26 protein-coding genes are annotated in these 25,816 nt (G+C 45.5%); 16 read left to right on the top strand and 10 right to left on the bottom strand.

What is annotated here, in order from left to right:
• Positions 1-397: 397 nt before the first annotated feature.
• Complete coding sequence (locus AC4IFO_RS13205) at positions 398-1,105, top strand: hypothetical protein (RefSeq protein WP_490734983.1); 708 nt, start codon at positions 398-400, stop codon at positions 1,103-1,105.
• Positions 1,106-1,174: 69 nt separating this feature from the next.
• Here AC4IFO_RS13205 and AC4IFO_RS13200 read toward each other — a convergent pair whose 3' ends face one another.
• A complete protein-coding gene (locus AC4IFO_RS13200; RefSeq protein WP_490734981.1) occupies positions 1,175-1,981 on the bottom strand; it encodes an SDR family NAD(P)-dependent oxidoreductase in 807 nt (268 codons plus the stop codon).
• A gap of 169 nt (positions 1,982-2,150) precedes the next feature.
• Between AC4IFO_RS13200 and AC4IFO_RS13195 the strand changes: the two genes are divergently transcribed.
• The gene (locus tag AC4IFO_RS13195) at positions 2,151-3,326 is read left to right on the top strand and encodes an MFS transporter (protein ID WP_490734979.1); all 1,176 of its coding nucleotides are present in this window, start codon (positions 2,151-2,153) and stop codon (positions 3,324-3,326) included.
• Here the strand turns inward: AC4IFO_RS13195 and AC4IFO_RS13190 are convergent.
• The 3 genes from AC4IFO_RS13190 to AC4IFO_RS13180 all read right to left on the bottom strand — a co-directional run bounded on the left by AC4IFO_RS13190 (position 3,315) and on the right by AC4IFO_RS13180 (position 7,047).
• On the bottom strand, positions 3,315-6,053 hold the full coding sequence (locus tag AC4IFO_RS13190) for an ATP-binding protein (RefSeq protein ID WP_490734977.1): 2,739 nt from the start codon (positions 6,051-6,053) through the stop codon (positions 3,315-3,317). The two genes, AC4IFO_RS13195 and AC4IFO_RS13190, sit on opposite strands and share 12 nt — an antisense overlap.
• 249 nt (positions 6,054-6,302) lie before the next feature.
• The gene (locus AC4IFO_RS13185; RefSeq protein WP_490734975.1) at positions 6,303-6,665 is read right to left on the bottom strand and encodes a hypothetical protein; all 363 of its coding nucleotides are present in this window, start codon (positions 6,663-6,665) and stop codon (positions 6,303-6,305) included.
• A gap of 82 nt (positions 6,666-6,747) precedes the next feature.
• Positions 6,748-7,047: a hypothetical protein gene (locus tag AC4IFO_RS13180; RefSeq protein WP_490734973.1), complete on the bottom strand. Its 300-nt coding sequence runs from the start codon at positions 7,045-7,047 to the stop codon at positions 6,748-6,750.
• Positions 7,048-7,255: 208 nt separating this feature from the next.
• Here AC4IFO_RS13180 and AC4IFO_RS13175 point away from each other — a divergent pair, with 208 nt between their 5' ends.
• Positions 7,256-7,552, top strand: coding sequence for a hypothetical protein (locus AC4IFO_RS13175; RefSeq protein WP_490734971.1), 297 nt, complete (start codon positions 7,256-7,258; stop codon positions 7,550-7,552).
• Positions 7,553-8,001: 449 nt separating this feature from the next.
• Here the strand turns inward: AC4IFO_RS13175 and fliE are convergent, their stop codons facing one another.
• Positions 8,002-8,313, bottom strand: a complete 312-nt coding sequence (gene fliE, locus AC4IFO_RS13170) for a flagellar hook-basal body complex protein FliE (protein ID WP_004909916.1) — start codon at positions 8,311-8,313, stop codon at positions 8,002-8,004.
• 243 nt (positions 8,314-8,556) lie between these two features.
• Between fliE and fliF the strand changes: the two genes are divergently transcribed.
• The 13 genes from fliF to fliR all read left to right on the top strand — a co-directional run bounded on the left by fliF (position 8,557) and on the right by fliR (position 19,502).
• Complete coding sequence (gene fliF, locus AC4IFO_RS13165) at positions 8,557-10,239, top strand: flagellar basal-body MS-ring/collar protein FliF (RefSeq protein WP_219249035.1); 1,683 nt, start codon at positions 8,557-8,559, stop codon at positions 10,237-10,239.
• Positions 10,239-11,231, top strand: coding sequence for a flagellar motor switch protein FliG (gene fliG / locus AC4IFO_RS13160; RefSeq protein ID WP_219249482.1), 993 nt, complete (start codon positions 10,239-10,241; stop codon positions 11,229-11,231). Before fliF ends, fliG begins: the two co-directional genes overlap by 1 nt.
• Positions 11,224-11,955, top strand: coding sequence for a flagellar assembly protein FliH (fliH, locus tag AC4IFO_RS13155; RefSeq protein WP_490734968.1), 732 nt, complete (start codon positions 11,224-11,226; stop codon positions 11,953-11,955). Before fliG ends, fliH begins: the two co-directional genes overlap by 8 nt.
• Positions 11,952-13,316 carry a flagellar protein export ATPase FliI gene (gene fliI, locus AC4IFO_RS13150; RefSeq protein WP_219249039.1) on the top strand — a complete coding sequence of 455 codons (1,365 nt, stop codon included), beginning with the start codon at positions 11,952-11,954 and terminating at the stop codon, positions 13,314-13,316. The genes fliH and fliI overlap by 4 nt, the downstream gene beginning before the upstream one ends.
• 11 nt (positions 13,317-13,327) lie before the next feature.
• The gene (gene fliJ, locus AC4IFO_RS13145; RefSeq protein WP_490734966.1) at positions 13,328-13,771 is read left to right on the top strand and encodes a flagellar export protein FliJ; all 444 of its coding nucleotides are present in this window, start codon (positions 13,328-13,330) and stop codon (positions 13,769-13,771) included.
• Positions 13,772-15,139 carry a flagellar hook-length control protein FliK gene (locus AC4IFO_RS13140; protein ID WP_490734964.1) on the top strand — a complete coding sequence of 456 codons (1,368 nt, stop codon included), beginning with the start codon at positions 13,772-13,774 and terminating at the stop codon, positions 15,137-15,139.
• A gap of 164 nt (positions 15,140-15,303) precedes the next feature.
• Positions 15,304-15,780 carry a flagellar basal body-associated protein FliL gene (fliL, locus tag AC4IFO_RS13135; RefSeq protein ID WP_219249045.1) on the top strand — a complete coding sequence of 159 codons (477 nt, stop codon included), beginning with the start codon at positions 15,304-15,306 and terminating at the stop codon, positions 15,778-15,780.
• A 5-nt stretch (positions 15,781-15,785) separates the two neighbouring features.
• On the top strand, positions 15,786-16,793 hold the full coding sequence (fliM, locus tag AC4IFO_RS13130) for a flagellar motor switch protein FliM (RefSeq protein WP_206083866.1): 1,008 nt from the start codon (positions 15,786-15,788) through the stop codon (positions 16,791-16,793).
• Positions 16,786-17,202 (top strand): flagellar motor switch protein FliN, encoded by a 417-nt coding sequence (gene fliN, locus AC4IFO_RS13125; RefSeq protein WP_004255621.1) that lies wholly within the window; start codon positions 16,786-16,788, stop codon positions 17,200-17,202. Before fliM ends, fliN begins: the two co-directional genes overlap by 8 nt.
• A gap of 19 nt (positions 17,203-17,221) precedes the next feature.
• Positions 17,222-17,686: a flagellar biosynthetic protein FliO gene (gene fliO, locus AC4IFO_RS13120; RefSeq protein ID WP_275076071.1), complete on the top strand. Its 465-nt coding sequence runs from the start codon at positions 17,222-17,224 to the stop codon at positions 17,684-17,686.
• 12 nt (positions 17,687-17,698) lie between these two features.
• A complete protein-coding gene (gene fliP / locus AC4IFO_RS13115; protein ID WP_490734961.1) occupies positions 17,699-18,442 on the top strand; it encodes a flagellar type III secretion system pore protein FliP in 744 nt (247 codons plus the stop codon).
• Between the two features lie 8 nt (positions 18,443-18,450).
• Positions 18,451-18,720, top strand: coding sequence for a flagellar biosynthesis protein FliQ (fliQ, locus tag AC4IFO_RS13110; protein WP_219249052.1), 270 nt, complete (start codon positions 18,451-18,453; stop codon positions 18,718-18,720).
• Between the two features lie 2 nt (positions 18,721-18,722).
• Positions 18,723-19,502 (top strand): flagellar biosynthetic protein FliR, encoded by a 780-nt coding sequence (gene fliR, locus AC4IFO_RS13105; protein WP_219249054.1) that lies wholly within the window; start codon positions 18,723-18,725, stop codon positions 19,500-19,502.
• Positions 19,503-20,214: 712 nt separating this feature from the next.
• Here fliR and flgL read toward each other — a convergent pair.
• From flgL to AC4IFO_RS13080, 5 genes are all read right to left on the bottom strand, one after another.
• Positions 20,215-21,150: a flagellar hook-associated protein FlgL gene (gene flgL / locus AC4IFO_RS13100; protein WP_490734958.1), complete on the bottom strand. Its 936-nt coding sequence runs from the start codon at positions 21,148-21,150 to the stop codon at positions 20,215-20,217.
• A gap of 28 nt (positions 21,151-21,178) precedes the next feature.
• Positions 21,179-22,822 (bottom strand): flagellar hook-associated protein FlgK, encoded by a 1,644-nt coding sequence (flgK, locus tag AC4IFO_RS13095; RefSeq protein ID WP_490734956.1) that lies wholly within the window; start codon positions 22,820-22,822, stop codon positions 21,179-21,181.
• Between the two features lie 140 nt (positions 22,823-22,962).
• Entirely contained in the window at positions 22,963-23,943 is a 981-nt protein-coding gene (gene flgJ / locus AC4IFO_RS13090; protein ID WP_490734954.1) for a flagellar assembly peptidoglycan hydrolase FlgJ, read from the bottom strand.
• Complete coding sequence (locus AC4IFO_RS13085) at positions 23,943-25,046, bottom strand: flagellar basal body P-ring protein FlgI (protein ID WP_219249072.1); 1,104 nt, start codon at positions 25,044-25,046, stop codon at positions 23,943-23,945. The genes flgJ and AC4IFO_RS13085 overlap by 1 nt, the downstream gene beginning before the upstream one ends.
• A gap of 34 nt (positions 25,047-25,080) precedes the next feature.
• Positions 25,081-25,779, bottom strand: coding sequence for a flagellar basal body L-ring protein FlgH (locus AC4IFO_RS13080; protein WP_374445395.1), 699 nt, complete (start codon positions 25,777-25,779; stop codon positions 25,081-25,083).
• Positions 25,780-25,816 lie beyond the last annotated feature (37 nt).

Here is a 25,816-nt window from a genome sequence, read left to right as displayed (position 1 = left end):
TAATGGAATATAATCCAATTATTGAGGTGTTAAATGAAAAAACGAGCAAACAGAATTTATACTACTGAGTTTAAGCAAGAAGCGGTTGCATTAGTCACTAAACAAGCTACTCCAACTTTAAGTAATTATAATTAAATTCACTCGTATAAAAATGTCTGCTCTTGGCACAAGGCTGATAAACAGCCCTGATAGATTTATACTTCAATTGACTCAGAAATCTCCAATGCATCACCGACTACAATTCACAGATAATCAACTGTATTTTAAAGATTTTTATGTCTAATTAGTAGCTGAGCTGCTTACAATTACCACATTAATCATTTAAAAAGTGGTAGTTCAATATTAATATAACGAATTAATTAACGCAGGTTTTTTAGTAAGCAAACAAGGAATTTGTATGCGTTTTCTAGCTTCAATTATTTGCATCAATCTTAGCCTAGCGTCTTTTCCATCAATGGCAATTGATGATGTTGATGACGATGGCACTATGGCCGCCTCCTATTCAGGAGAATTGTTTGATTGTCGCCAAGAGTTAATTAAGTTAATTGCCAGTAGTAACCATACATTAATTCGAACGGAACGTGTCACTACAGATAAGCTTGATCTTTTCATCGATAGGCGTGAGGGAGACGAACTGATAATTCAGCTCTCTAATAAAAACCAAAAACCATCCAATGAATCCCCTGGTGCAGGCATGTTGGGGTGGGTTTCATACGATCTGGAAAAGAACCAATTACGTGAGATAAGCACTGATGAAGCCTTGACGTTCAGTGCTGCCCAAGGGCAGAAGTTGCAGTCATGCCTCAAAAAAGAGGAAAAATGCCATCAAGTTTTGGACACTCTTCGGTTAGAAGCTTTCATCGCACAATCACCCAAATGGCGTGTGGTAGGGAAAGGGAGAGCCTATTTTCACGCAGCTCCGACAGAGCAATGCCGACACAATAATTGGTTTGTAGTGCCCGGCGATATTCTTCAAGTCAATGGAATGAGAGCGACAAAACCAGTTGATGGGGATAATAATGGCTGGCTATTAGTTGGATATGGTGATGCGCATGGGTGGATAAATGTGAATAGACTAGAGCCAGTAGATGAACTGGCAGAGTAAACGCTCGGCATCATGAGACTTAAAAGAGAGTGTTCGCTTTGAGCGAGAAGTGGACGTGGCCGACGAGAATCACATAAATCTATCTGCGCCACCAGATGCCTCAATTGTCTGACCGGTAACAAACTGATTACGGTCAGAAAGAAAAAATGCAGTGATTGCTGCAATATCTTCTGGCAATCCAAAACGCCCTACTGGTGTTTTCTCTTTTCCCAGTAATATCATAACTTCCTCGTCTGTTTTGTCGGCTAGCTCAGGACGGCGATTACGAACATTTGGCAGCATATTCTGCGCCCAGTTATCCGTTGCTACAGCACCTACACCGACAGCATTAACCAGTATACCGTCCGGTGCGACGCTCAATGCCAGGCTGCGGGTCAAATTGTTGATTGCAGCACTCAGGGTGTGCGAAACAGTTAGTTGCGGGTTTGGGTAAATACCTCCGATAGATGAAATATTTACAATGCGTCCCCATTTTCGGACCTGCATGCCGGGAATAACTGCCTTACAAAAGCGTCGCATTGCGGAGAGTTTTGTCTCCGTCATTGAGAGCCAGTCTTCTTCTGAAGTGGTCAGAAGAGTCCCCGCATGTGCTCTGCCTGCATTGTTTACAAGTAAATCAATATGTTGAAAAACACTTTCAGCCTGCTTAACAACCTGTTCCGGCAGTTTCTTATCTGTCACATCACCAGCAACAGGCAGAGCTTTCACGCTGTATTTATTTTCAATTTTTTGCGCAGCAAGAATTAACTCCGCTTCTTGCCTTGCAACCATGACTAGGTGCACACCATTCGAGGCCAACTCTTCGCAAATACTGAAACCAATACCAGTTCGTGCGCCCGTTACCAAGGCCACTTTTCCAGCCAGTTTTAAATCCATTTTCAGCTCCTTACATCTCGCTCAGTAATTAATATGAACATTATTAGTAGCAACTTGCTGCTTCAGAAGCTTGTGGTTCAGAATTCAGACGTCTGAAAAAAGTAGCCAAAGAATCGAGAATCGATACTGTGTATAGTCGCCAACCTTGAGTCAAGAATGAGGTGTGAATATGCGTACTGATAACAACGAGCTATCTTCAGTCAGGATTCTGATACTGGCAATTATTTGCTGTATTGTTGTCGCTAATATTTATTTTAATCAGTCAGTTTTGAATCTGATTGCAGTCTCTTTTCCCTCAGAATGGAAAGCGGTATCGTTGATCCCCATGTCCACTCAGTTGGGGTATGCGGCAGGCTTATTCTTGCTGATCCCGCTTGGCGATTATATTGAACGCCAACGCCTTATCCTACGTCAGGCACAGGTCTTGTTTGTGGCACTGCTCGGCATGATGCTATCTCCAACGGCCTCGGTACTGGTTTTCTTCTCATTCTTAACAGGTATGGCCGCAACGGTCGCTCAACAGATAGTGCCACTTGCGGCATCTCTTTCGGGGAGTGCGTCGCGAGGCAAAACAGTGGGCACTGTAATGAGTGGTGTTCTGGCAGGGATTCTGGCTGGTCGGGCTATTGGTGGGCTTATAGGCCAGTATTTCGACTGGCGAGGAGTATTCTTATCTGGCGCAATAATGACATTACTGGCAATTTTTTTCATAGTCCGGGTTTTGCCAGTACAATCGTTACCACCCCATAAGTTTAACTACCTGGCGGTACTCCGTTCATTAGGTGAATTATGGCGAAGTGAGCTTCAGGTGAGGGTTGCCACACTGACTCAGGCTCTGTTATTTGCTTCCTTCAGCGTGCTATGGACGGTACTTCCTTTTTGGTTAGCCTACCGCTACCATTACGGTGCTGGGGTAACTGGTTCCCTGGCAGCGCTCGGGTTAATAGGGATACTGTGCGCACCTTTAGCGGGAAATTTCAGTGATCGTCAGGGCCCCTTCAGAATGGTTATCCTGGGCGTAATACTAATGCTGCTTGCCTGGATTGTTTTGTGGAGCTGGGACAGTATGACAGGTATGGTGGTTGGTATTTTGCTGCTGGATGCAGGCGAACAATGTGTACTGATTGCTAATCAACATACCATTTATAATTTGCGTCCAGATGCCAGAAACCGTCTGAATACCCTTTTTATGTGCGTAATGTTTATTGGTGGAGCTTGTGGCTCATTGACCGCCACTTGGTTGTGGCAGACGACACACAACTGGACTTTGATTGTTTCTGTAGGTGGTGGGCTAGTGGTGCTAGGCATGTTAATTGCTGTCAAACGTAACTATTCATCCCCCTAGACGGGCACATAGCTCCAGCGCATTTCTGATATCTGTAGAATTCTGAGAACCATCGATATGGCTTAAAGCATCTATTAATAACTGTTTTGCCATCACGCCGTCTCCGGTTTCAGCCTGAAGTCTTGCCAGTGAGCACGCAATGCGCAATTCCCAGCCATAAGCCTCTTGTTTACGTGCTTTTACAAGTGCCTGTTCCAGTTGTTTACGCTGAGAGCACGCCGGTAAATGCATGGCGGACAGACGCATTAGTTCTGGGGTACACCAGTTGTCGTGTGGTTTTTTTTGTGAGAGTCCAGCGTCCATTTCTGACAGTAAAGGTGAATATTGCCAGTCTAACCCCATTGCTTGTAGCGAATTAAACAGCTTGGTTTGCCTGACTTCAGGGTTGGTGATCTGCTCCGCCCATCTGAGAAACAACTCACCGTAGGTTTTCCAGAAATAAAGATCATGCTTTTCTGCTAACGAAATAAGCCAGTCAGAGGCCTTTATCACCCAGCGTGGGTTACGATCCAACGCTGCTGTCATGCAGGCACCTTCGGCCAGTGCACAACAAAGTGAGCAGATATGTTGCAAACGCGCAGCTTTTTTCACTGCACTCCATGCCATCCGTTTCGCAGCCTTATACTCTCCCTGTACCCATAGTACACGGGATAAAAATGCCTCACCCGCAGTCTCCTGGTCGAGCCCAAAACGGAAAGAACGGTCTGAATCTTCCAAGGCAAACCGATTCAGAGATTGCTTCAGATAATCACTACCGAGGATATGCTGACCTAAAAAATGGTAAGATACACCTACAATTCGTAACCCCGTAGCAAGTGCGACGGTATCATCAATCGAACTCGCGAGTGTACACATAGACTGCGCATGATGAAACGATATATCCAGTTTACCGATTCTCAAATAATACAACCATAACCCGTAATGGGCCTGTAAGCGAATCTCGTTGTCGTCTAGTTGATTTGCAAGCATTAATGCTGTTTGCCAAGAGGAACATGTCTCTGGGATAGGGCCTTTTGCCCAGGTTGACGCTTTTCCTGCTGCTGCGCTGAGATTCATTCTCTGACGCAATGTTAAAAGCACTTGTGAACGTACTTTACTAAGCAAAGGAGAAATATGACGCTGACATTCATTATAAAGTGAATATTCAATCCAGAACGGCGTCATAGCTTGTACGATCTCAAGCCCTTTAACCGGGTCTACCCCCTCAGTTAATGTCCGCTGCAAAACACTGCGTAAATCATTAAGGATCGAGCCATAGCGTTCTCGCCAATGCTCCGTTGGCATCCTGTTCCAGTCAAGCCGAGCCTGCTCTACCTGACGGTGGTAATAGTCAGCAAACCGGGATGAAAGCCTTGAGTATTCTCCTTGCTGCCTGAGTTTATCGCAAGCGAACTGACGCAGGGTTTCCAGTAAGCGAAAACGGGTTACGGGCACTTGAGTGCTGACCTGAATCATTGACAGAGAAAGCAATCGTTGCAGATCGTCTACTATCTGCCATCTCGTATCTTCAGGGGGCTGCAAAAATTCAGTTACAGCGTTCACTGTGAACATATCGGTGAAGATCCCTAAAGAGCAGAATAATTTCTGTTCTCGTGGATTGAGTAATTGGTAAGTCCACTCCAGGGTAGTCTTAATTTTTTGATGTCGGGATACCCGAGCGTTCTGCATATTACTCAGGAGTTGGAACCGATCCTCTAGACAATGATAAATCTCGCTGACGCTCATAATAGGTAAACGAGAGGCTGCAAGTTCAATTGCCAGAGGTAGTCCGTCGAGATGGCGACATAATTCACCTACCAAGGACAATTCATTATCTGAAGGGTGGAAGTCAAAATATCGATCACGGCCTCGCTCAATAAACAGGCGAACGCTGGGAAATGTCTGTAGCAGTTGAACATCTGTCCCCGCTTTCTCCGGAACCTTGAGAGGGGGGAGCCGATATTGTTGCTCACCTGCGAGCTCGACTGCCACCTGACTGGTTAACAGTATTGTTATATGAGGCGCTGCATTCAGAAGCATGGCAATTATGGGTTTTAATTCGTTAATGACATGCTCACCATTATCAATCATCAACAGACACCGACGTCGGGCAAGTTGATGAGATAAATCATGACTGTTATGAACAGCAGTCAGCGGCAGATGCAACGCCTGCGAGAAAACAGAGAAAAGGCTGGAGACATCGGTGATATGTGCCAATTCAGCCACACAAATGCCATCTGGATATTGCGTCTGAAGAAGGTTAATGACTTCCCAAGCGAGACGAGTCTTACCCACTCCGCCAAGACCAGTAATGGTGACTAGTGGATGCTGACGTATTAAGGCGCAGATATCTAGCACGGCCTGGTCACGACCTAAAATAGATGTAAGAAAAGGGAAAGTAACTAGTGTTAATCTTGTGGGTTCTGAAGACATCATCGGCGGTTTGGATGTGCAATTAAAGCGATATCCAGAACCAAATTCGGTCACGAGTAAATGACGATCTTGACCAAGCACACGGCGAATCGCTGAAATCTGAGCCTGGAGATTATTTTCTTCAACGATTTCATTGCCCCATACCTGAACAAGCAGAGAGTCTTTACTCACCACCTGGCCTTTTGCATTCACCAAAACAACCAGCACATCAAAAGCTCTGCCGGATATTTTTACCGGTTTTCCACGGTGCAGCAGAATTCTAAGTTGAGGCCAGATTTGCCACTCAGCAAAGCGGATTTCTTCGGTGGACGTCATGATATTACACTCTTAAATTCGACATATTCTATGTCAGACAGTTGTTATTATAAAGCCATGGGTATCGTATGGCATAGTGCGGTTGTTCATTCAGTCTGAAAGCATGGGTATTACTTTCTTTTATGAGCACTGAATGCGCGTGCAATAGGATAGAAATGCATCAGAAGTGGTAACATCCGCTCTTGGCACTGAGCGGCCTGTCAGGTTAGATTTAACTCTGCGCTATAACTGTGTCTGGTTAAGTTTGAGCTAATACACATTAGGGCTTAGATTGCTGATTAGATTCTGAGCCTTGTCACAGAATTCATCCATCTTTGGAACCTTCTTAAACTCAGAATCATCCGCTTTTAACTTACAACCCATGCTAGCCTCACCTTGAAAGTAGGCAATTGCCGCAACATCATCAACCATTCTTTTACAGCTACGATTTCTAACACCATCCTTAATGTCATCACATATGAGCGATTTAAAATTATTGAGTCGCGCAGCCATGTCTGGAACCACATCATCTTCTGTAATTTCAGGTCGCTCATTAGTACCAATGTTTGCAGTGCTAGCAAATGAGCCAATCGAAACTAAGCCTAATAGTAAAACCACCAATCCCTTTTTCATCACCATATTTTAGTTAAGTACGTAAATACTAGGATAGATGCTAAGTCCAGGCAAACAAAAAACCTGCCGAAGTGGAGTCACTTCAGGTCATGGTTTTATTTTTAAATTCATTATTAACATTGAAATATTGAACAAAAAAGAGATGAGCGCTAACACCATGCTCATACCATAAAAAACCCGCACTAGGCGGGTCATTATGAATTCTTGTTACCAATTTAATATCTAATGGCATATCGCGTATTGATTTAGGGATTTCCCTTTCACCATACTCTTCAGCTATTGCCATTATTTCTCTGTATGGTCTAGCGAATGGGCCAACTACAACAATAATGTTCTGCCCCTCTGCTTCCTCTGGTGTTAGCTTTATTGTTTCTATTGTCATTACCAGTACGACTTTCAATGCAGCGTCAGTCCACGGCAACTTCTTAACTAAGTCATTATGCCATCCACCACTAGCCCCCAGTAATTTAATTCATCCCCATTCACTTTCTCAAAATAAAGTCTACTGCGCGACATACTTAATATGATTGCAATTTAAACCACATTAAACTAACTTAACCTAAATTTTCTAAATTTCTATGGAGCAGTATATGGCTATTGTTGAGATCTTTTTGTGGGTTGCTACTATCATGATAATTTCAGCGGTTGTATTCCTCGTGTGGTTAGCGATAATGATGTTAAGCGTTGAAGCTAAGGCAACTATCCAACAAGACACCACTAAAAATAAAGTAGAAAGTCGTGAAGAAATAAAACCAGAGCCGCCTAGCGAAACAGAGCGTTTAGTCGAGAGTTTTTTCAAGAAAAAATGGCTACTTATCACCTCAGCATCTTTTGTGCTTATACTCTTTGTCGCCTCAGTATTCTTTGTGAAAGTAATTGCTGTATGACTATTTTTAGCATAGAGCTCTAGACCAGCAATGCCTCATATTCGTATTTTCTTTTCCGTTTTTTCTTACACTTAATTCATGTGAAAATTGGCTAATCATCCATGCTGATAGTGTATTCAAACTATTGCTTCGTTTTATTTTACCCCTGAACTGGGGTATTTTTATTCTCAACTCTCACCTATTTGTTGATATTTACAATTAATTAGCTTACTTATGTAAAACTCGAATTAATTCTGCATTTATTTAAATAAAGCTCTCGTGATTAGATGAAAATATTTTATGTGTCCTTCGCATCTATGGGTTCATGATGTTTATGGCGCTTGGATGCCTGAGAACGATCAAGACCAAATTTCTTTATTAAACCAAAGATTGAGTAACAATGTCCCCTATGTGTCCCCAAATGGAATTGAAATTAACAATACTCGTTTTAATTCAAACAGATAACCATATCACACTGGCATTGACATAATTTCTTGATATGCCGCCACTAACTTATTACGGACTTGAATCCCCATTTGCAGGCTTAAACTGGCTTTTTGCATATCCACCATCACATCATTTAGGGAGATATCCTGCTTCCCAAGGGTGAAATTTTCAATTTGCTTCGCCGAGTCATTACGCGTTTTATTGATTTGGTTAACGGATGCAACAAGATGATCCGCAAAGCCTACAGGCTCGATAGCAGGTTTTATTGGGTTAGTCGCTTGTGTCGCCACCACATTTAATTGTGAAATAACCCCTTCAATGGCTTGAACTGTCATGATGCTCTCTTTTCAATATAGTGAATATGTACCGCTAATTCATTCGTCGAGCTTACCCTATCACACCCTTTTCAACTTGAAGCCGATAAATAACACCAAAATTATAGGCTGATTCCGTCATTAGATTGCCCCAAGACAAGAAATAATAGCAAAGTGAAAAAGTGACGTTACGAAGAGGGAAATAACATTGTTTCACCAAAAGTATTTTCATCCGTCTAGTAGTCTGCCAAGCAGGGAATATTTATGAGTGCCGCATCTAAAGACACAGGAGAGGCTAAAAAAGGGTTTGCCTCAATGGTTGACCGCATTAAAGCCGATCCTAAAATACCGTTAATGATTGCAGCTGCTGCTGCCGTCGCAATTATCGTTGCCCTCCTTCTCTGGTTACGTAGCCCCGACTACCGTGTCCTGCTTAGCAACCTAAGTGCTAAGGATGGTGGGGACATTGTTGGTCAGCTAACGCAGATGAACGTTCCTTATCAAATCGCTGATAATGGTAGCGCCATTTTAGTTCCAGCCGATAAAGTGCATGAGTTGCGCTTAAAACTGGCTCAGTCAGGCTTACCCAAAGGGGGTAACACGGGTTTCGAGCTGTTAGATAAAGAACAGTTTGGTATTAGCCAATTTAGTGAGCAAATTAACTACCAGCGCGCACTGGAAGGTGAGTTATCGCGCACGATTGAGTCACTCAGCCCTGTACAAAGCGCTCGGGTACATTTAGCTATCCCTAAACCGACTTTGTTTGTGCGTGAGCAAAAATTGCCGACTGCATCAGTCACGGTGGGCTTATTGCCGGGCAGAATGCTTGATGAAGGGCAAATTAGTGCCATCGTCCATATGGTGTCGAGCAGTGTCACAGGCCTGACGGCGACGAATGTCATTATTGTTGACCAAGCGGGTCGCTTACTCACCAATAACGATAACAGTCAACAATCCGCCAACAGTGCGCAAATTAAAATGACCAAAGAGATGGAATCCCATCTTAAACAGCGCATTGAAGATATTCTTTCCCCATTAGTGGGCCGTGCCAATATTCATGCACAAGTCACCGCGCAAATGGATTTCTCCAAGGTTGAACAAACTTCGGAAGAATATAAACCGAACCAAACAGCAGATAGCGCCGCTATTCGTTCCCGCCAAAACAGCCAAAGTATGCAAAATAACAATGGCGGAACAGGTGGCGTGCCGGGTGCGTTATCAAACCAACCTGTTAGCGCACCAAATGCGCCAATTGAAACGAATAAAGATAATAAAGACGCACAGCAAACCACCAATAACCGCAATAACACGACTAACTCGCAAAGCGATGAAACCACCAATTACGAGGTGGATCGCAAAATTAGTCACACTCAACGGCAAATTGGCGTAGTTGATAGGCTCTCGGTCGCAGTTATCGTCAATTACCATTCACAAGAAGGTGAAAACGGCGCAGAAATGAAGCCGTTGCCACCGGAAATGATGCAGCAAATTGAAGCGTTAACCCGTGAAGCCATGGGCTACTCCACCGCGCGTGGTGACTCGTTAAATATAACCAACTCGTTATTTACGAATGATACGCCAATTGAAGTTGAACCGTCGTTACTGGAGAGCCCGCAGTTTATCGCTCAGTTACTGGATTACGGCAAAATTCTGCTGATTGCCCTAATTGCTTGGTTTATGTGGCGTTTTGGTATCAAACCACAATGGGTTAAATACCGTAAAACGCAGCAAGCGCAAACGGATGCCGAAATGTTTGTGGCAACTCAGATGAAAACACCACTTGTGGTGGATGAAGAAATTAACGAAGACATGGATGAGCAAACTCGCCGCCGTCTGACTCGTCAACGTGTTAGCGCTGAAATTCAAAGTCAACGTATTCGCGAAATGGCTGAAAAAGACCCACAAATCGTGGCAATGGTTATCCGTCAGTGGTTAGGAAAAGCGTAATGAGTTTAAGTGGAACAGAAAAAAGCGCCGTGATGTTAATGACACTCGGCGAAGATCAGGCGGCAGAAGTGTTTAAGCACCTGAATCCAAAAGAAGTTCAGCAACTGAGTATGGCGGTGTCTAACATGCGCCAGATCTCCAATAACGAACTGGCGGAAGTTCTCACCGAGTTTGAAGAGTCGGCAATTCAATTTGCGGCGCTGAACATTAATACCAATGACTACCTGCGCTCTGTTCTTATTAAAGCGCTGGGTGAAGAGCGTGCGGCAAGTCTGCTTGAGGATATCTTTGAAAAACAAGAGACTACCTCAGGTATCGAAAGCCTCAACTACATGGAGCCACAAACCGTTGCCGATATTATCCGTGATGAACATCCACAGATTATCGCCACCATTTTGGTTCACTTAAAACGCAACCTTGCAGCCGATGTGTTGGAACTGTTCGAAGAGCGTCAACGCAACGACATTATGCTGCGTATCGCGACATTCGGTGGCGTACAGCCTGCGGCACTCGCCGAACTAACCGAAGTGTTAAACAATTTGCTGGATGGCCAAAACCTCAAACGCAGCAAAATGGGTGGCATAAGAACTGCGGCAGAAATTATCAACCTGATGAAGAGCCAGCAAGAGGAAAGCGTTATCGATGCGATGCGTGATTACGACGGTGAATTGGCGCAGCGCATCATTGATGAAATGTTCCTGTTCGAAAACCTTATCGAGGTGGACAACCGCAGTATTCAACGTATTTTGCAAGAAGTGTCTACCGACTCGCTGGTTATTGCCCTCAAAGGCAGCAACCAAGCTCTGCGCGACCACTTCCTCAACAATATGGCAGCACGTGCGGCAGAAATTGTTCGCGACGATTTGGAATCGCGCTCGCCAGTGCGTATGTCTCAAGTGGAAAACGAACAAAAAGCTATCCTGCTGGTTGTTCGCCGCTTAGTCGAGAAAGGCGAAATCGCCATCGGTGGTGGAGACGACGTGTATGTCTAAAACAAAACCGGCTCATGACCAATGGCAGCCTTGGAAATTACGTGAACTTAATCAATGGGAGCTGAACTCATCCGCTATTCCATCATTAAGTGACGTCCCAGAGCCCGATGCACCCAAAGTGCCGTGCCTTGAGCCCAAAGAAGTGTTAGAGCAAATAAACCTGCTCGATAACATTAAAGAAGATGCCCAGCGTACTGGGTATCAACAAGGTCATGAAAAAGGCCAAAAAGACGGTTATCAAGCCGGGTTTGAGCAAGGCTTACGGGCGGGCGAAGAGCAAGGGCGTGAGCAAGCACTCGCTTTACAGCAACCCGTTATTGAAACGTGGCAGAAATTATTGTCGGAGTTTAATTACTCCCTCGATACCTTCGATACTGTGGTAACCACCAAATTATTACAGATTGCCTTAACGGCGGCTAAGCAAGTGCTTGGGCAGTCTACAGTATGTGACGGTACCGCCCTACTCGAAGAGATCAGTAATCTCTTACAGCAAAAGCCCATTTTCACTGGGCAGCCTGAGTTACACGTCAACCCGAATCACGTTGAGTTAATTGAGCAACACCTTGGCTCGTTACTCAGCCTGCATGGCTGGCGCTTAGTGGCTGATCCGAAACTTCACTTGGGTGGTTGCCGTGTGGTCGCCGAAGACGGTGAAATCGATATGACTGTTGCGACACGTTGGCAAGAATTGTGTCGTTTATACGCACCGGAGAGCCTTTCATGACCGCACGTTTGGGACGCTGGATTGCCTCGCTTGACGATTTAGGATCGCGAATGAAAGGGATCCCGATGGTGCGCCGTTATGGCCGTTTAACCAAAATTACGGGGTTAGTTATGGAAGCCGAGGGGATAAAAATGCCTCTCGGTGCGACCTGTTTTATTGAGCGTTCCATTAATGGCGGCACGGATGAAGTGGTTTGCGAAGTGGTGGGGTTTAACGGCCCACGCATGCTCCTGATGCCACTCGCCGATCTCGAAGGGATTGCTCCCGGTGCCCGTGTGTATGCGCAATCAACGGGTGACGATGGCCAAACCAGCCGCTTACTACCGATTGGTAATGAATTGCTGGGCCGCGTATTGGATGCCCAAGGCACGCCCCTTGATGGTAAAGGCCCTTTAGAAGTGAAAACCCGAGCACCGCTCATCACGCCACCGATCAACCCGCTAGAACGCACGCCAATTAGCAGCGTGCTGGATGTCGGTGTTCGCGCAATTAATGCCTTACTCACCGTTGGGCGCGGGCAGCGTATGGGCCTGTTTGCAGGTTCTGGTGTGGGGAAAAGTGTGCTGTTGGGTATGATGGCGCGGTTTACGCAAGCCGATATTATCGTGGTTGGCTTAATTGGTGAACGGGGACGTGAAGTTAAAGACTTTATCGAAAATATTTTAGGCGCAGAAGGCTTAAAACGCGCAGTTGTGGTTGCCGCACCTGCGGATGTTTCTCCGCTTTTGCGTATGCAAGGTGCCTCTTATGCTACGCGTATTGCCGAGTACTTTCGCGACCAAGGCCTTAGCGTATTGCTGATTATGGACTCACTCACCCGTTATAGTATGGCACAACGTGAGATTGCCCTTGCTGTAGGTGAGCCCCCTGCAACAAAAGGCTACCCACCGTCTGTTTTCGCTAAATTACCTGCGCTCGTTGAACGTGCGGGTAACGGTAAAAATGGCGGCTCGATCACCGCGTTTTACACGGTATTAACTGAAGGGGATGACCAGCAAGACCCTATTGCAGACTCTGCTCGCGCTATTCTTGATGGGCACATTGTGCTTTCGCGCTCTTTAGCCGAGTCTGGGCACTACCCTGCTATTGATGTCGAAGCCTCTATAAGCCGTGCGATGACCGAATTAATTCCGAAGGAACACTATCGGAAGATTCAGCGGTTTAAACAATTAACATCAAGCTACCAGCGTAACCGCGATTTAATCAACGTGGGGGCGTATGCCATGGGGAGCGACCCTATGTTGGATACTGCTATTCAGTATTACCCACGGATGTCGAAATTTTTGCAGCAAGATATTGATGAGCGTTGTGACTATCAAACTGCTTGCGAACAACTCATGCATGTTGTTCCCAACGAGTAATGAGGGGATAAATGGCCAAAAACAATGCGTTGGCAACTTTGCTCAGTTTAGCTGAGGAAGCCTCTGAAGAGGCCGCAAAAGTGTTAGCTCAAGTGCGCCAAACACACACGCAAATGGCGCAACAACTGAGCATGTTGGAAAACTACCAATCTGAATACCGACAGAAACTAAACCAAACGCTACACAGCGGTATGGCATCGGATAAGTGGCAGAATTACCAACAGTTTTTGGTCACATTAGAACTGACCATCGAACAACAACAGCAACAACTTAATGTATGGGAACAACGAGTTAACGATGCCAACCGCCATTGGCAAGAAAAACAGCAACGCGTCAATGCATTCGATACCTTAATTCAACGCGCTGAACACACTGAATACCAACGTCAAAATCGCTTAGAGCAAAAGCAAATGGATGAATTTGCTCAACGCGCGACTTTACGGAGACCACAATAGATGGACATCAACGCTAACAGCGTGCCAACACCTGCGCCTGCCAAAAACAGTAACGCGCAGCAACATGGATCACGCATTGATGAAGACCAAGCCCCAGCCCTGCCTTTTCAAGCAGTGCTGGATAACCAGCAGCCTACGCCTAAAGAAAGCACGGCGACCTCACCTATTGACGAAAAATCAGTCAATAAAGAGATTGTTGATAACAAGCTGGCTGGGGGGAATGAAAAAGCCGCTGAGCCCACCAGTGGCGTGCAAAAAAGTGCTGAAAACACCATCGAACAGTTGAATTTTAGCCGTAATTTGCGCCCAGATAGCGTACAAACCGCATTGAATACCGATTTATTAACGGGCAAAGAAGCCAATGAACAATCTTGGCTCAATAACTTAAAACAATCATTAAGCAATCAACCCCAATTAACGGGTAAACCGTTGGCAGCGCCAGAAGCGCATCCCACGCTTGGGGCATTTACCCAACGTATGCAGCAACTTAACCAAGGTACTCATGAAGTGCTACCTGATGACGGCAAGCACCTCGAAGGTTCCCAATTACAATTAGCCGGTGAAGACGAAGCCCCTGCTTTAGGCACCGTGATTAAGAACGAAAAAGAAGAGCGCCGCGACCAACCGCTTTTTGCACTTGATAACCAACGTGATGTCCGTGGGAAAAACCTGACTCAGGACTTTATGCCGTTGAACAAAAAAGTCAGCGACAAAGACGCCCTGACGAACGTGCAAACGCTGGCGAACGAAACGTTAAACCAAACGGCAAAAGGCGCGTTTACCTTGCAAACGGACACTGGAGCATTTACCACCAGTGCCTCGCAGCATACCTCCGCGCAGCCAATCAGTATGATGCCAACGGCCTCAACAGTTCAAGCGGCAACGATGAATGCGCCAACCGCAGTCCCCACCCAGCATTTAACCAGCCAATTAGGCAGTGAAGCATGGCAACAGCAGTTAAGCCAGCACATGCTGTTTTTCTCACGCCAAGGGGTTTCCCAAGCACAAATTCGTTTACATCCTGAAGAGCTAGGTTCGCTCAATGTGCATTTACGCATTGAAGACAACCAAGCAGTAATGCACTTTGTGTCGCCTCACAGCCATGTTCGCGCAGCGATGGAATCGATGATGCCAGTGCTACGCAGTGCACTGCAAGAAAGTGGCATTCATTTGGCACAAGGCTCTGTGGGGCAGGAGAACTTAAACCAGCATTCTGATGGTTCACAACAAGGCTCACAACAGCAACACGATGGGCAAATTCAAGCAACACATCCGTCGGTCGGCGTGGTTGGTATCAGTGAGGCCAATGCCACTGTTTCTGCGAAAACCACCCAAGTTCGCCAAGGTGGTATTAGTACCTTTGCATAATTAATAAACAAAATGCGGTGATTTCACAACTAAAGCGCCGAGTTACCGCCTTTTTGTTTCGTTTTTCACTCCTTTAACTCTCAACAAGCAAGCCATAATGCTAGAGATCATAAAGAAAAAAACCCATTTGGGTTTAGCATCCAAGAAACAGGAATTCAGCTAACATGTCGTCACGCAAAGAATCTAAACGTTCGAATAAAGGGTTGCTCATTCTGTTCGCCCTTGTTGCCCTCGCGGGTGCTGGTTTTGGTGGGTACACCTGGTGGACGACACAGCAAGGCCCTCAAGCGCTGAGTGAAGAAGAAAAGCGCCCAAATATGCCTCAACCCATCTTTATGGAATTAGAGCCGTTTACGGTGAACTTGGCTGGCGTTGACGGCCCTGACCGCGTGCTCTATATCCACGTGACATTGCGCCTTGCGAACGAAAAATCTCGCAAGCAACTTCATGAATACCTTCCTGAAGTTCGCAGTCGCTTACTGCTACTTTTATCAGAGCAAAAAGCCAAAAACATTGAAAATCATGATGGTAAGTTGCAGCTAATGAAAGAAATTAAGCAAACACTCACCCCAACCCTGATCCCCGGCGATACCGATCAGGATATTTCCGATGTGTTATTTACGACTTTTATTCTGCGGTAATATTCATGAGCGATAATATTTTATCTCAGGCTGAAATTGATGCGCTTCTTAATGATGATGCGCCATCAAGCAATACGCCTGCACCTGAAATGCAAGGGAAAGACCATGTCCGCCCTTACGACCCGAATACCCAACGTCGGGTTATTCGTGAGCGCATGCAGTCCCTTGAAATCATTAATGAGCGTTTCGCCCGTCAGTTCCGCATGGGGCTGTTTAACATGTTGCGCCGTAGCCCCGACATCACCGTCGGTGGCATTAAAATCGAGCCTTATCATGAATTTGCTCGTAACTTACCGGTGCCAACAAACTTAAACCTGATCCACATGCCGCCATTGCGAGGCACGGCACTATTTACCTTCGAACCTGCGTTAGTGTATATCGCCGTTGATAACTTATTTGGTGGCGATGGCCGTTTCCCTGTTCGCCAAGAAGGTAAAGAGTTTACCAATACCGAACAGCGCATTATTAATCGCATGTTGAAATTAGCACTGGGCGCTTACCGTGATGCATGGAAGCCCATTGCCGATATCGAAGTGGAATATGTGCGCTCCGAAGTACAAGTTAAATTTACCAATATCACCACCTCGCCAAACGACATTGTCGTCACGACCCCGTTTTTAGTTGAGATTGGTAACACAGTGGGTGAATTCAGTATTTGTATCCCTATTGCCATGATTGAGCCGTTGCGTGAGCGTTTAATCAACCCACCAGTGGAACAAGGGCATCAGGAAAATGAAGCGTGGGTCTCTAACCTTGTGACCCAAGTTAAACGTTCTGAACTTGAGTTGGTTGCCAACTTTGTTGACATTCCAATGCGAATTTCTCGCTTACTGCAACTGCAAAAAGGGGATGTCATCCCTATTGAGAAGCCAGACCGCCTGATGGTGAATGTTGATGGCGTGCCGGTCTTAACCAGTCAATACGGCACCCAAAATGGCCAATATGCGTTGCGTGTAGAACATTTGATTAACCCTGTTTTAAACACTCTAGATGAGGAAAGTACCAATGAGTGAGGCGAAGAACTCTCCTGATGCATCAACCAATCACGACAGTGAAGACCTGTGGGCTGAAGCGTTAGAACAGCAAAAAAAAGCGGAATCCGCCTCTGCTGGTGCACAGGCCTTTGATAACTTTGATGGGCAAAACCCATTAAATCAGTTATCCGATATCGACATGATTATGGATATTCCCGTTCGCCTATCGGTTGAACTGGGTCGCACAAAAATGACCATTAAAAAGCTGCTGAGTTTATCCCAAGGTTCCGTGGTGTCTTTAGACGGTTTAGCGGGCGAGCCACTGGATATTTTAATCAACGGTTATTTAATTGCGCAGGGTGAAGTGGTCGTGGTTTCAGATAATTACGGTATTCGAATTACTGACATCATTACGCCATCAGAACGTATGCGCCGCTTAAGCCGTTAAGATACAAGGGCAATTGCCAATGACGATGTTTTCGCAAATCGAGCCAGTGACGCCAGCGCAAACGGCGCCATTTTTATCCAATACGATTGCGCACAGTGAACCAAATGCACCCGCCATTAACCAAAACGATAGCTTGGTGCAAATTTCAGGTTCGCTCGGCGGTATTATTTTGCTGATCCTAGCTGGTGCTTGGTTGGTGAAAAAGCTAGGGTTCGCGCCGAAGAAATTTGGCAAAGACTCACTGGTGAAAGTCAAAAGCAGTTGCTCGTTAGGCAATAAAGAACGGGTTGTGGTGGTCGAAGTGAATAACGAATGTTTAGTTCTCGGGGTGACAGCGCAAAGTATCAATGTGCTGCATCAATACCCTGCACAAACTGAACATTTGCCCGTTTCAACCAATGAGCCACTGACATTCCAATCTGTTTTCAAGAAAAAACAAGATGCTGCGAACCTTGCGGCGTCAGTGACTCCTTTGTATAAGTAGCCGGAAGCTCGCATGTTACCTGTAAAAAACTCGCTGTTCGTTGCTGCGCTTCTGTTTGCTTTACCTAATACTGCTTTTGCAGCATTACCCGCGGTTATCAGCCACAGTTTGGCGGATGGCGGGCAAACTTGGTCATTACCTGTCCAAACTTTACTGTTTTTAACGCTATTAGGCTTTATTCCCGCTTTACTGTTAATGATGACCAGCTTTACGCGCATCATTATCGTGCTGGGGCTACTGCGAAACGCATTAGGGACACCATCGGCCCCACCTAACCAAGTGTTACTTGGCTTAGCGCTGTTTTTAACGTTTTTCGTAATGTCCCCTGTGGCAGACCAAGTCTATCGTGAAGCGTATCAACCCTTTAGCGAAGATAAGATCAGCCTTGAAACGGCGCTGGAAAAAGGCACTGCGCCACTGCGTACCTTTATGTTAGGGCAAACCCGTGAATCTGACCTTGCCTTATTCGCCCGTATCGCCAAAGTGGGCGATATCCAAGAAGCCAAAGACGTGCCGCTGCGCATTTTAGTCCCAGCGTTTATTACCAGTGAGCTAAAAACTGCCTTTCAGATTGGCTTTACGATTTTTATTCCGTTTTTGATCATTGACTTAGTGGTCGCCAGCGTATTGATGGCATTGGGGATGATGATGGTTCCCCCCGCAACGGTTTCATTGCCATTTAAGCTGATGTTATTTGTTCTCGTCGATGGCTGGCAATTATTGCTTGGCTCATTATCGCAAAGCTTTTTTAATTAGGAGCAATTATGACACCTGAATCCGTAATGGCGATGGGAACAGAAGCGATGAAAATTGCGTTGATGCTAGCAGCGCCGCTATTACTTGCCGCCCTCGCAGCGGGTTTGATTATCAGCTTGCTACAAGCCGCGACCCAAGTTAACGAGATGACGTTATCTTTTATCCCCAAAATTTTGTCGGTAATTTCGGTGATCATTATTGCTGGCCCATGGATGCTCAATCTATTGATTGATTACATGCGTACGTTGCTCAGTAATTTACCCTTTATGATTGGCTAACGATGTTAACCATTACCAGCGAAACCCTGACCCTTTGGCTCAGCCAAGGTTTTTACCCGTTTATACGCCTCTTAGCGCTGCTGGGTACAGCGCCTTTTTTCAATGAAAAACAGTCCATTACCAAAGTTCGCGTTGCCCTCGCCTTTTTTGTCGTGTTAATTGTTTCCCCGCAACTTCCCGTCGTGAATATTCCATTATTTTCAGCAATGGGCTTATGGGTAATTGTGCAACAAATGGTGATAGGTGTCGCAATGGGCCTAACGATGCAAATGGCATTTGCCGCCGTTCGTCATGCGGGGGAAGTAATTGGTTTACAGATGGGGTTATCGTTCGCCACCTTTTTTGACCCAACCGGTGGCCCAAACATGCCAATTTTAGGGCGTATTTTCAATGTGATCACGATTTTGTTGTTTCTCGCCTTTGATGGGCATTTATGGCTGATTTATATTGTCGTGAACTCATTTGAGCTGATCCCCATTCAAACCAATCCCCTTAACCGCGACGGTTTTTGGGTATTTGCACAATTTGCAAACACTATATTTATTAATGGGTTAATGTTAGCCCTGCCCTTTATCACCCTGTTTTTGATCCTCAACCTCGCGCTGGGTATTCTCAACCGTATGACCCCACAACTGTCTGTTTTCGTGGTTGGTTTCCCGCTCACCTTGACCATCGGTATCAGCATGTTAGGGTTAATTATCTCCATCCTCCCCCGTTATACCGAACGCCTTATTCACCAAGCGTTCGAGCAACTTTCACTGATGTTTAATTTGTTTGTTTGAGTATTGATATTTGGTTAATGACCTATTCACGCATTATCAGAACCCTTTTTTGAACCTGATAATTAACGTAAACCAAGAAAAATTGATGATGATTTCCATATAATTCCCCCTTATTAAACTGTTAAAACCCGTTTCTTGTTTCAGGGTTGTTGCTGTAGTTGAAGCTGCCTGCATGGCAGTGATAAATACCCGTATCTTGTTTCATTTCTAAGCTATTACGAGATAGTGACAAGATGTATTTCGTGTTAAATACATCACTAACCTAATCAAGAAATTCACTTCAATAAATATCAATTATTGATAGGTGAAGTTAATAATTGATCAGTGAATAGGATGAGGTGAATAGATTTTATGGTAAGCAACGCCCTTCTAAGCCGTAGGGCTGAGCTGCCTATGCGGCAGTGAACAAAGCTTGAATTGCTCATATTGAATGTTCTGATTTCTAAGCTGCCTGTACGGCAGTGAACTATAAAATATCAGAACTAAAGCGAATCACAACAAACCTTTATCGATAAAAACAGAGAAATACCTTCTTTTTATATCGAATTCATAACATGCTGTTTTAACTTGTATTTTTAAAGAGCAAAAAATAAAGGGTAAATTTAGGATAGCACAACTTAGTTTTCACATTCGTTGAGGAAAGCCCAAAAAACAAAAAACCGCGCTCCAATGACGGCAAAGCGCGGTTGAGTAGAACTCAATATTGAGATGATTAACGACTACCGAATAACGACATGCTGTTTAAATCTTTAAAAATACTTTGTGAAGCTTCAAACATCGCTTTTTCTTTATAATAGTCCGTTGTGGTACCTGTCCAATTGGTCTCAAGTAACTCACTTTTACGAGCAGCATTTTGAATCGAACGCGTGTCCGCTAAGAAATCCAATTTATCAATTTCTTGCAGCTGTAAACCTTGTTTCGCTTCAATATTGGAAATTTGGTCGAGAGCTGTTTTAATGCCGCGGTTTGCTTCATCCATCCCTGCTTGAGCGCGGTCTAAATCTGCTTGAGGCGCGTCTTGCTGTGGGATTTTCAGGGCAGCGATACCGGCATTCAATGCTTTGAAAACATTGACTACATTGCTGCTGTCTGTATCAAATACCTGAGCACCCGTAAAATAGGTCGTCATTTCACGGTCGCTGGAGACATTTTGCATCACCGCTTTATCACCACCGTGATAGAGCACATCACCATCTGCGTTAATTTCAAAAGGCGGTTTATCCGATTTAAAACCCGCAAAAATATAGCGGCCATTACCGTCGGTGGAGTTACCCAGCGCGACTAGCTGCTCTTTTAAACCGGTTAATTGCTCAGCGAGAGTATTGCGGTCTTTATCACTCAAACCACCTTGGTTAGAGGCCTGAATAATCGTGGTATCAATTTGCGTGGTGACATCCGTCATTTGAGTCAAAATACTCATTTGCAATGTCATACCCGTTTTCGCAAATCCACGGGTAGCAACGTATTGCTGGTTGCGGGTTTCTGCTTGGTTAATTCGCACCGCTTGGGATGACGCTTGCGGGTCATCCGACGGTTTGGCCACGCGCTTACCTGACGCTAATTGGCTACCTGCTTCCATCCAACGCGCTTGGGAATTATTCATATCCTGTAAGCGTTGGTGGTAAATCATATTTGTGCTTAAACGCATCGCTAAATCCTTATTATGTCGCTAAAACTTAGAACGCACGCATCAGCGCATTAAACAAATCGTCCACGGTTTTCAACACTTGTGCATTGGCGTTGAAAAACTGAGTGATTTTCTGCATTTGAATACTTTCTTCGTTCATATTCACACCAGAGATAGCTTGCTCTTGCTCATAGAAGCTCTCGGTCATTTTGTTTTGCGTTTCAGCGTCAATCTGCGCTTGCTTGGTTTTGCTTCCTACATCATTGACGAGTGTCGCGTAGAAGTCAGAAAACGTTGAGCCGCCATCAATCAGTTTTTGGTCTTGTAATTTGACGAGTTCTTTGATGTTTTCGTTATCACCTGGGCCACTGTCTTTACTGCCTGCGCCAGCAAATTTGCTTGCATCATTAATCAGCGTTTGCATGCCATTAATCACGCCATTCACAGGTTTTGCGAGGAATGAATCGCCTTTTTGTGCGCTGCTATTGCTGATGTTGATTTCGATACCATCAAATTTCAGCATGGTTGCTGTTGAGTCGTCGTCTAAAGCCACTTTCGTGCCTTCGGGTAAACGCGTCACATTCCAGCCGTCATCACCAAAGCGAATTTCATAATTACTGCCTGTGACTTTGGAAACATCACTGTATTTCAAGTCAAAATCGGCTTTGCCTGTATTGTGGGTATTGCTCACCACATTGCCTTTACCGATTTCAAAGAAGTTCTCACCCGTTGTACCGCTGGCATCATAGCCTTTGCTGTGGACTTCATTGAATTTGGTGGCAAAAACCAGTGCAAGCTTATTGAGTTTTTGATACGCAGGGTCGATAACCTCTTGGCGTGAACGCAAAATACCGCTTAGCTCGCCACCACGGAAAGATTCATCTGGAATTTCACGGGCTTGGCCATTTGCACCAACGAAACCAACGCTAAAGCGGATGTCATCTTTTGAGGATGGAACGGCTTCTAAACGGTTCGCTTTTTCGCCTGTGACTAACGGTAAGCCATTGGCAAACGTGACGTTATAGTTGCCGTTTTGCTCAATCACTTTAACGCCAATTAACGAGTTGACCTCGTTAACTAAACGGTCGCGCACATCGAGTAAATCATTCGGTTCAGAGCCACTGACAGAACGTACGCGGGAAATCTGCTGGTTTAAACCGGCAATTTTTTCAGCGTAGATATTGATGTCTTTCACCTTGTTTTCGATTTGGCGATTAACATCTCGTTCCATTTCTTGCAGGCGTCTGTCCGCTTCTTTAAATTGACTTACCAGTGCATTGGAGTTGCCAAGGAAAACATCAATTAATGTTTTATCGCTGGCATCGCTCGTCGCCGCATCCAATGAGGTAAAGAAGCTGCCAATATTGCTGGAAATATCTTCGATATCATTAGTTAGCAAATCATCGACTTTATTACAGTTCTTAACGTACGCTTCGTAGTCACCACTGCGAGCACGAGCTTGGCTGTACTGCGCATTGATAAATTCATCAAACTCACGGCGAACATGGCTGAAATAAGTGCCGTTACCAAAATAGCCACTCGGTGTCATCGTACCGGGATTCTCCCCGAAAACAGCACTTTGGCGGTGATAATACCCTACACCTGCGTTGGCTAAGTTGTTAGAAATCACACTTAACCCGCCTTGTGCAGCGTTCACACCACTGAGCGCATTATTCATTACATTGTTCAGCATAAGCTTTCCTGTTCTGGGTGCGTATCGCGTTCATTGGCTGACACAATGTCGGCGATAGCAACTCAAATTATTTAGAGCATGTTTAGTTATCGGAAAATCGGCGTAATTATTTAGCCCTAACTCGTATAAATTCCGTGTTTTTAGAAAATATCGTTTAAGTCGATGGTATAGGCCTGCACCGCCCGTGATGCGGAGGTATTCGCCGCAGATTGGTGGCCTCGTATCTGGTTAATTAATGTAATTAATTTGTCAGAATACCCCGGGTCGGTGGCATAACCTGCTTGGTGTAAACGGCGAGCCGCAATCTCAGGGGTTGGCGCTTTTTTGACGTCTTTATAACGCGGGTTATCCGTCAATAAACTGATGTAATCTGCGATGGCTTCTTCATAGGAGCCATACACACGAAAATCATCGCGCATTTTAACCGTTTGGCCGTTGATCACTTCCGTCGTCATAATATTGGTGACGGGCCCCTGCCAGCTTTTCCCCGCTTTAATCCCAAATAAGTTATGGCTGGTTTTTCCATCCATTTTTAAAATTTCACGTTGCCCCCAGCCGCTTTCTAGCGCCGCTTGCGCTAATACCAGAAAATGGGAAATGCCACTGTCTTTGCTCGCCGCTTTGGCTGGTTCAAGTAAACGGCTGATAAAGTTGCTGCTGTTGAGTGATAACGCTTTGATTTTTTGCAAGGGTGCAGAAAGCGCGTCCCCCATCGGAGCAAAATGGCGCATCATCTGTTCCATATTAAATGGCGGCAAGGATTGCACCGTTTTTTCATCAAACGGCAGTAAGCTGTTGGAATTTGGGGCGCTTGACGTGTGTTGGTCGCGGGTCAGTTGTTGGTACATCATCTCCCCAAAACCTAACCCTTTTTGGGAGAGGTCTTGGGCGATTTGTTGGTCATACATACTGGTCAACATGCGCGTTTGATCATTGGAAAACAACCCATCCTGCGGGAGTGCGTCACGCATGCTTTTTAGCATCATTTGGACAAATGTTGCTTCCAATTGCTGCGTGACTTGGCGCAGCCCTTGCTCTGTGTTTTTATTCAACTCGCCCTTTAACTGACTCAGTGACTGTAAATCGAACGCCGCACCTTGCAATAGCTGCATATCACCCATTAGATAATCTCCAATTTCGCACGTAAGCAACCTGCGCTTTCCATCGCTTGCAAAATCGACATTAAGTCGTTTGGTGTTGCCCCTAATGTATTCAAGGCTTGGATCACTTGATTGAGTTGTACGCTGGCATTCACTTTTTGCAATGCGCCGCCACGGTCTTGTACGCCAACACTGGTGTTACGGGTTACCACGGTTTGCCCGCCCGCAAATGGCGTATCTGGCTGGCTAACTTGGGTTTGTCTTTCCACTGTGACAGCCAAACTGCCATGCGCCACCGCGCAGCTTTCCAGTGTCACACTACGGTTGATCACCACCGAGCCTGTCCGTGAATTTAATATCACTTTCGCTTCAGCCATTGGGGTGCGAACATTCAATTCTTGGACTCGCGCGAGGAAACGGACTTGGTCGCGGTTATTGGCTGGCACTAATAATTGCACTGTACGGGAATCCAACGCGCTAGCCGTTCCCATTCCGCCCATTCGATTGACTGCATCCGCGATATCTTGCGCCAATGTGAAGCTATCTTCGTTTAATTGCAGGTTAATGGCGCCACTTTGGCCAAAACTACTTGGCAGTTCCCGTTCAATGGTTGCCCCGCCAGTAATGCGCCCACCATTCAGTTGGTTGACTTTGATGCTACTGCCACCACCACTCGCACCTGCGCCACCCACTAAGATGTTGCCCTGTGCCATGGCATAGATTTGCCCATCGACGCCTTTTAATGGCGTCATTAAGAGCGTGCCGCCACGTAAGCTTTTGGCGTTCCCCATGGAGGAGACCACGATATCCACCGATTGCCCTGTACGTGCAAAAGGCGGCAGTTTTGCCGTAACCATCACCGCGGCCACGTTTTTGAGCTGCATATTGGTGCCCGGTGGAACGGTGATCCCCATCTGGGACAGCATGTTGTTCAAACTTTGCGTGGTAAACGGCGTTTGCATAGTTTGGTCACCCGTGCCATCTAAGCCCACCACTAAACCGTAACCAATCAAGGCGTTATCACGCACACCTTGAACAGTAGTTAAGTCTTTAATACGCTCACTGTGCGCCGAAAAGGTAAAAAGGCAAAACAGTGATAGCAAAATTAATACGTTGTTTTTCATTGAATTCTCTCGGCCGTTACTCGCTAATGTTTAATTAATAAGGCGAAACATTTAAGAAAAAGCGTTGTAGCCAGCCCATATTTTGCGATTCGTTAATATACCCATCGCCAACATATTCAATGCGAGCATCTGCCACTTGTGTGGAGCTCACATGGTTGTCTGAGCCGATAGTTCGTGGGTTGACGACCCCCGAAAAACGAATAGATTCTGTGCCTTGGTTAATGGCGATGCGTTTTTCACCCACCACATGCAAATTGCCGTTCGCCAGTAATTGGTCGACGGTCACCGTAATCGTTCCCTTAAAGGTGTTATTGGCGTTTGCGCCACCTTTACCACTAAAGTCACTGTTTCCTTTGATATCCAATTCAGTGTTATTGCCACCAATCCACCCTTGCATAAAGCCGGGCAATATCGCGGCGAGGAAACCGGTTTTGCCGCTACGATTTGCATTGGCAGAGGAATTTTTGCTGGCACTGACGTTTTCCTGCAAATTAATGGTCAAAATATCGCCAATATTGCGCGGTCGCCTATCTTCAAAAAGGGGTTGATAGCCGTAATAAGCGGGCTGCGCACTTTGGAAGATAGAGCCGTTCGGTGACGGTGCTGTCGGGGCAGAAGGAATAGCTGTCGTTTGTGTATCCACTAACGGACGAGATGGAATGTGAGCACAACCGCTGGTGGCTAAAACCAAAACGGCAAGTAACCATACCTGTTTAGGTGCAGTAAAACGCATCTGCAACGCTGTTTTTTGCTGTTGGGAAATAAGGCCG

The sequence above is a fragment of the Providencia sp. UF-224 genome (assembly GCF_058245955.1).
This window is presented reverse-complemented; position numbering and strand designations above follow the sequence as displayed.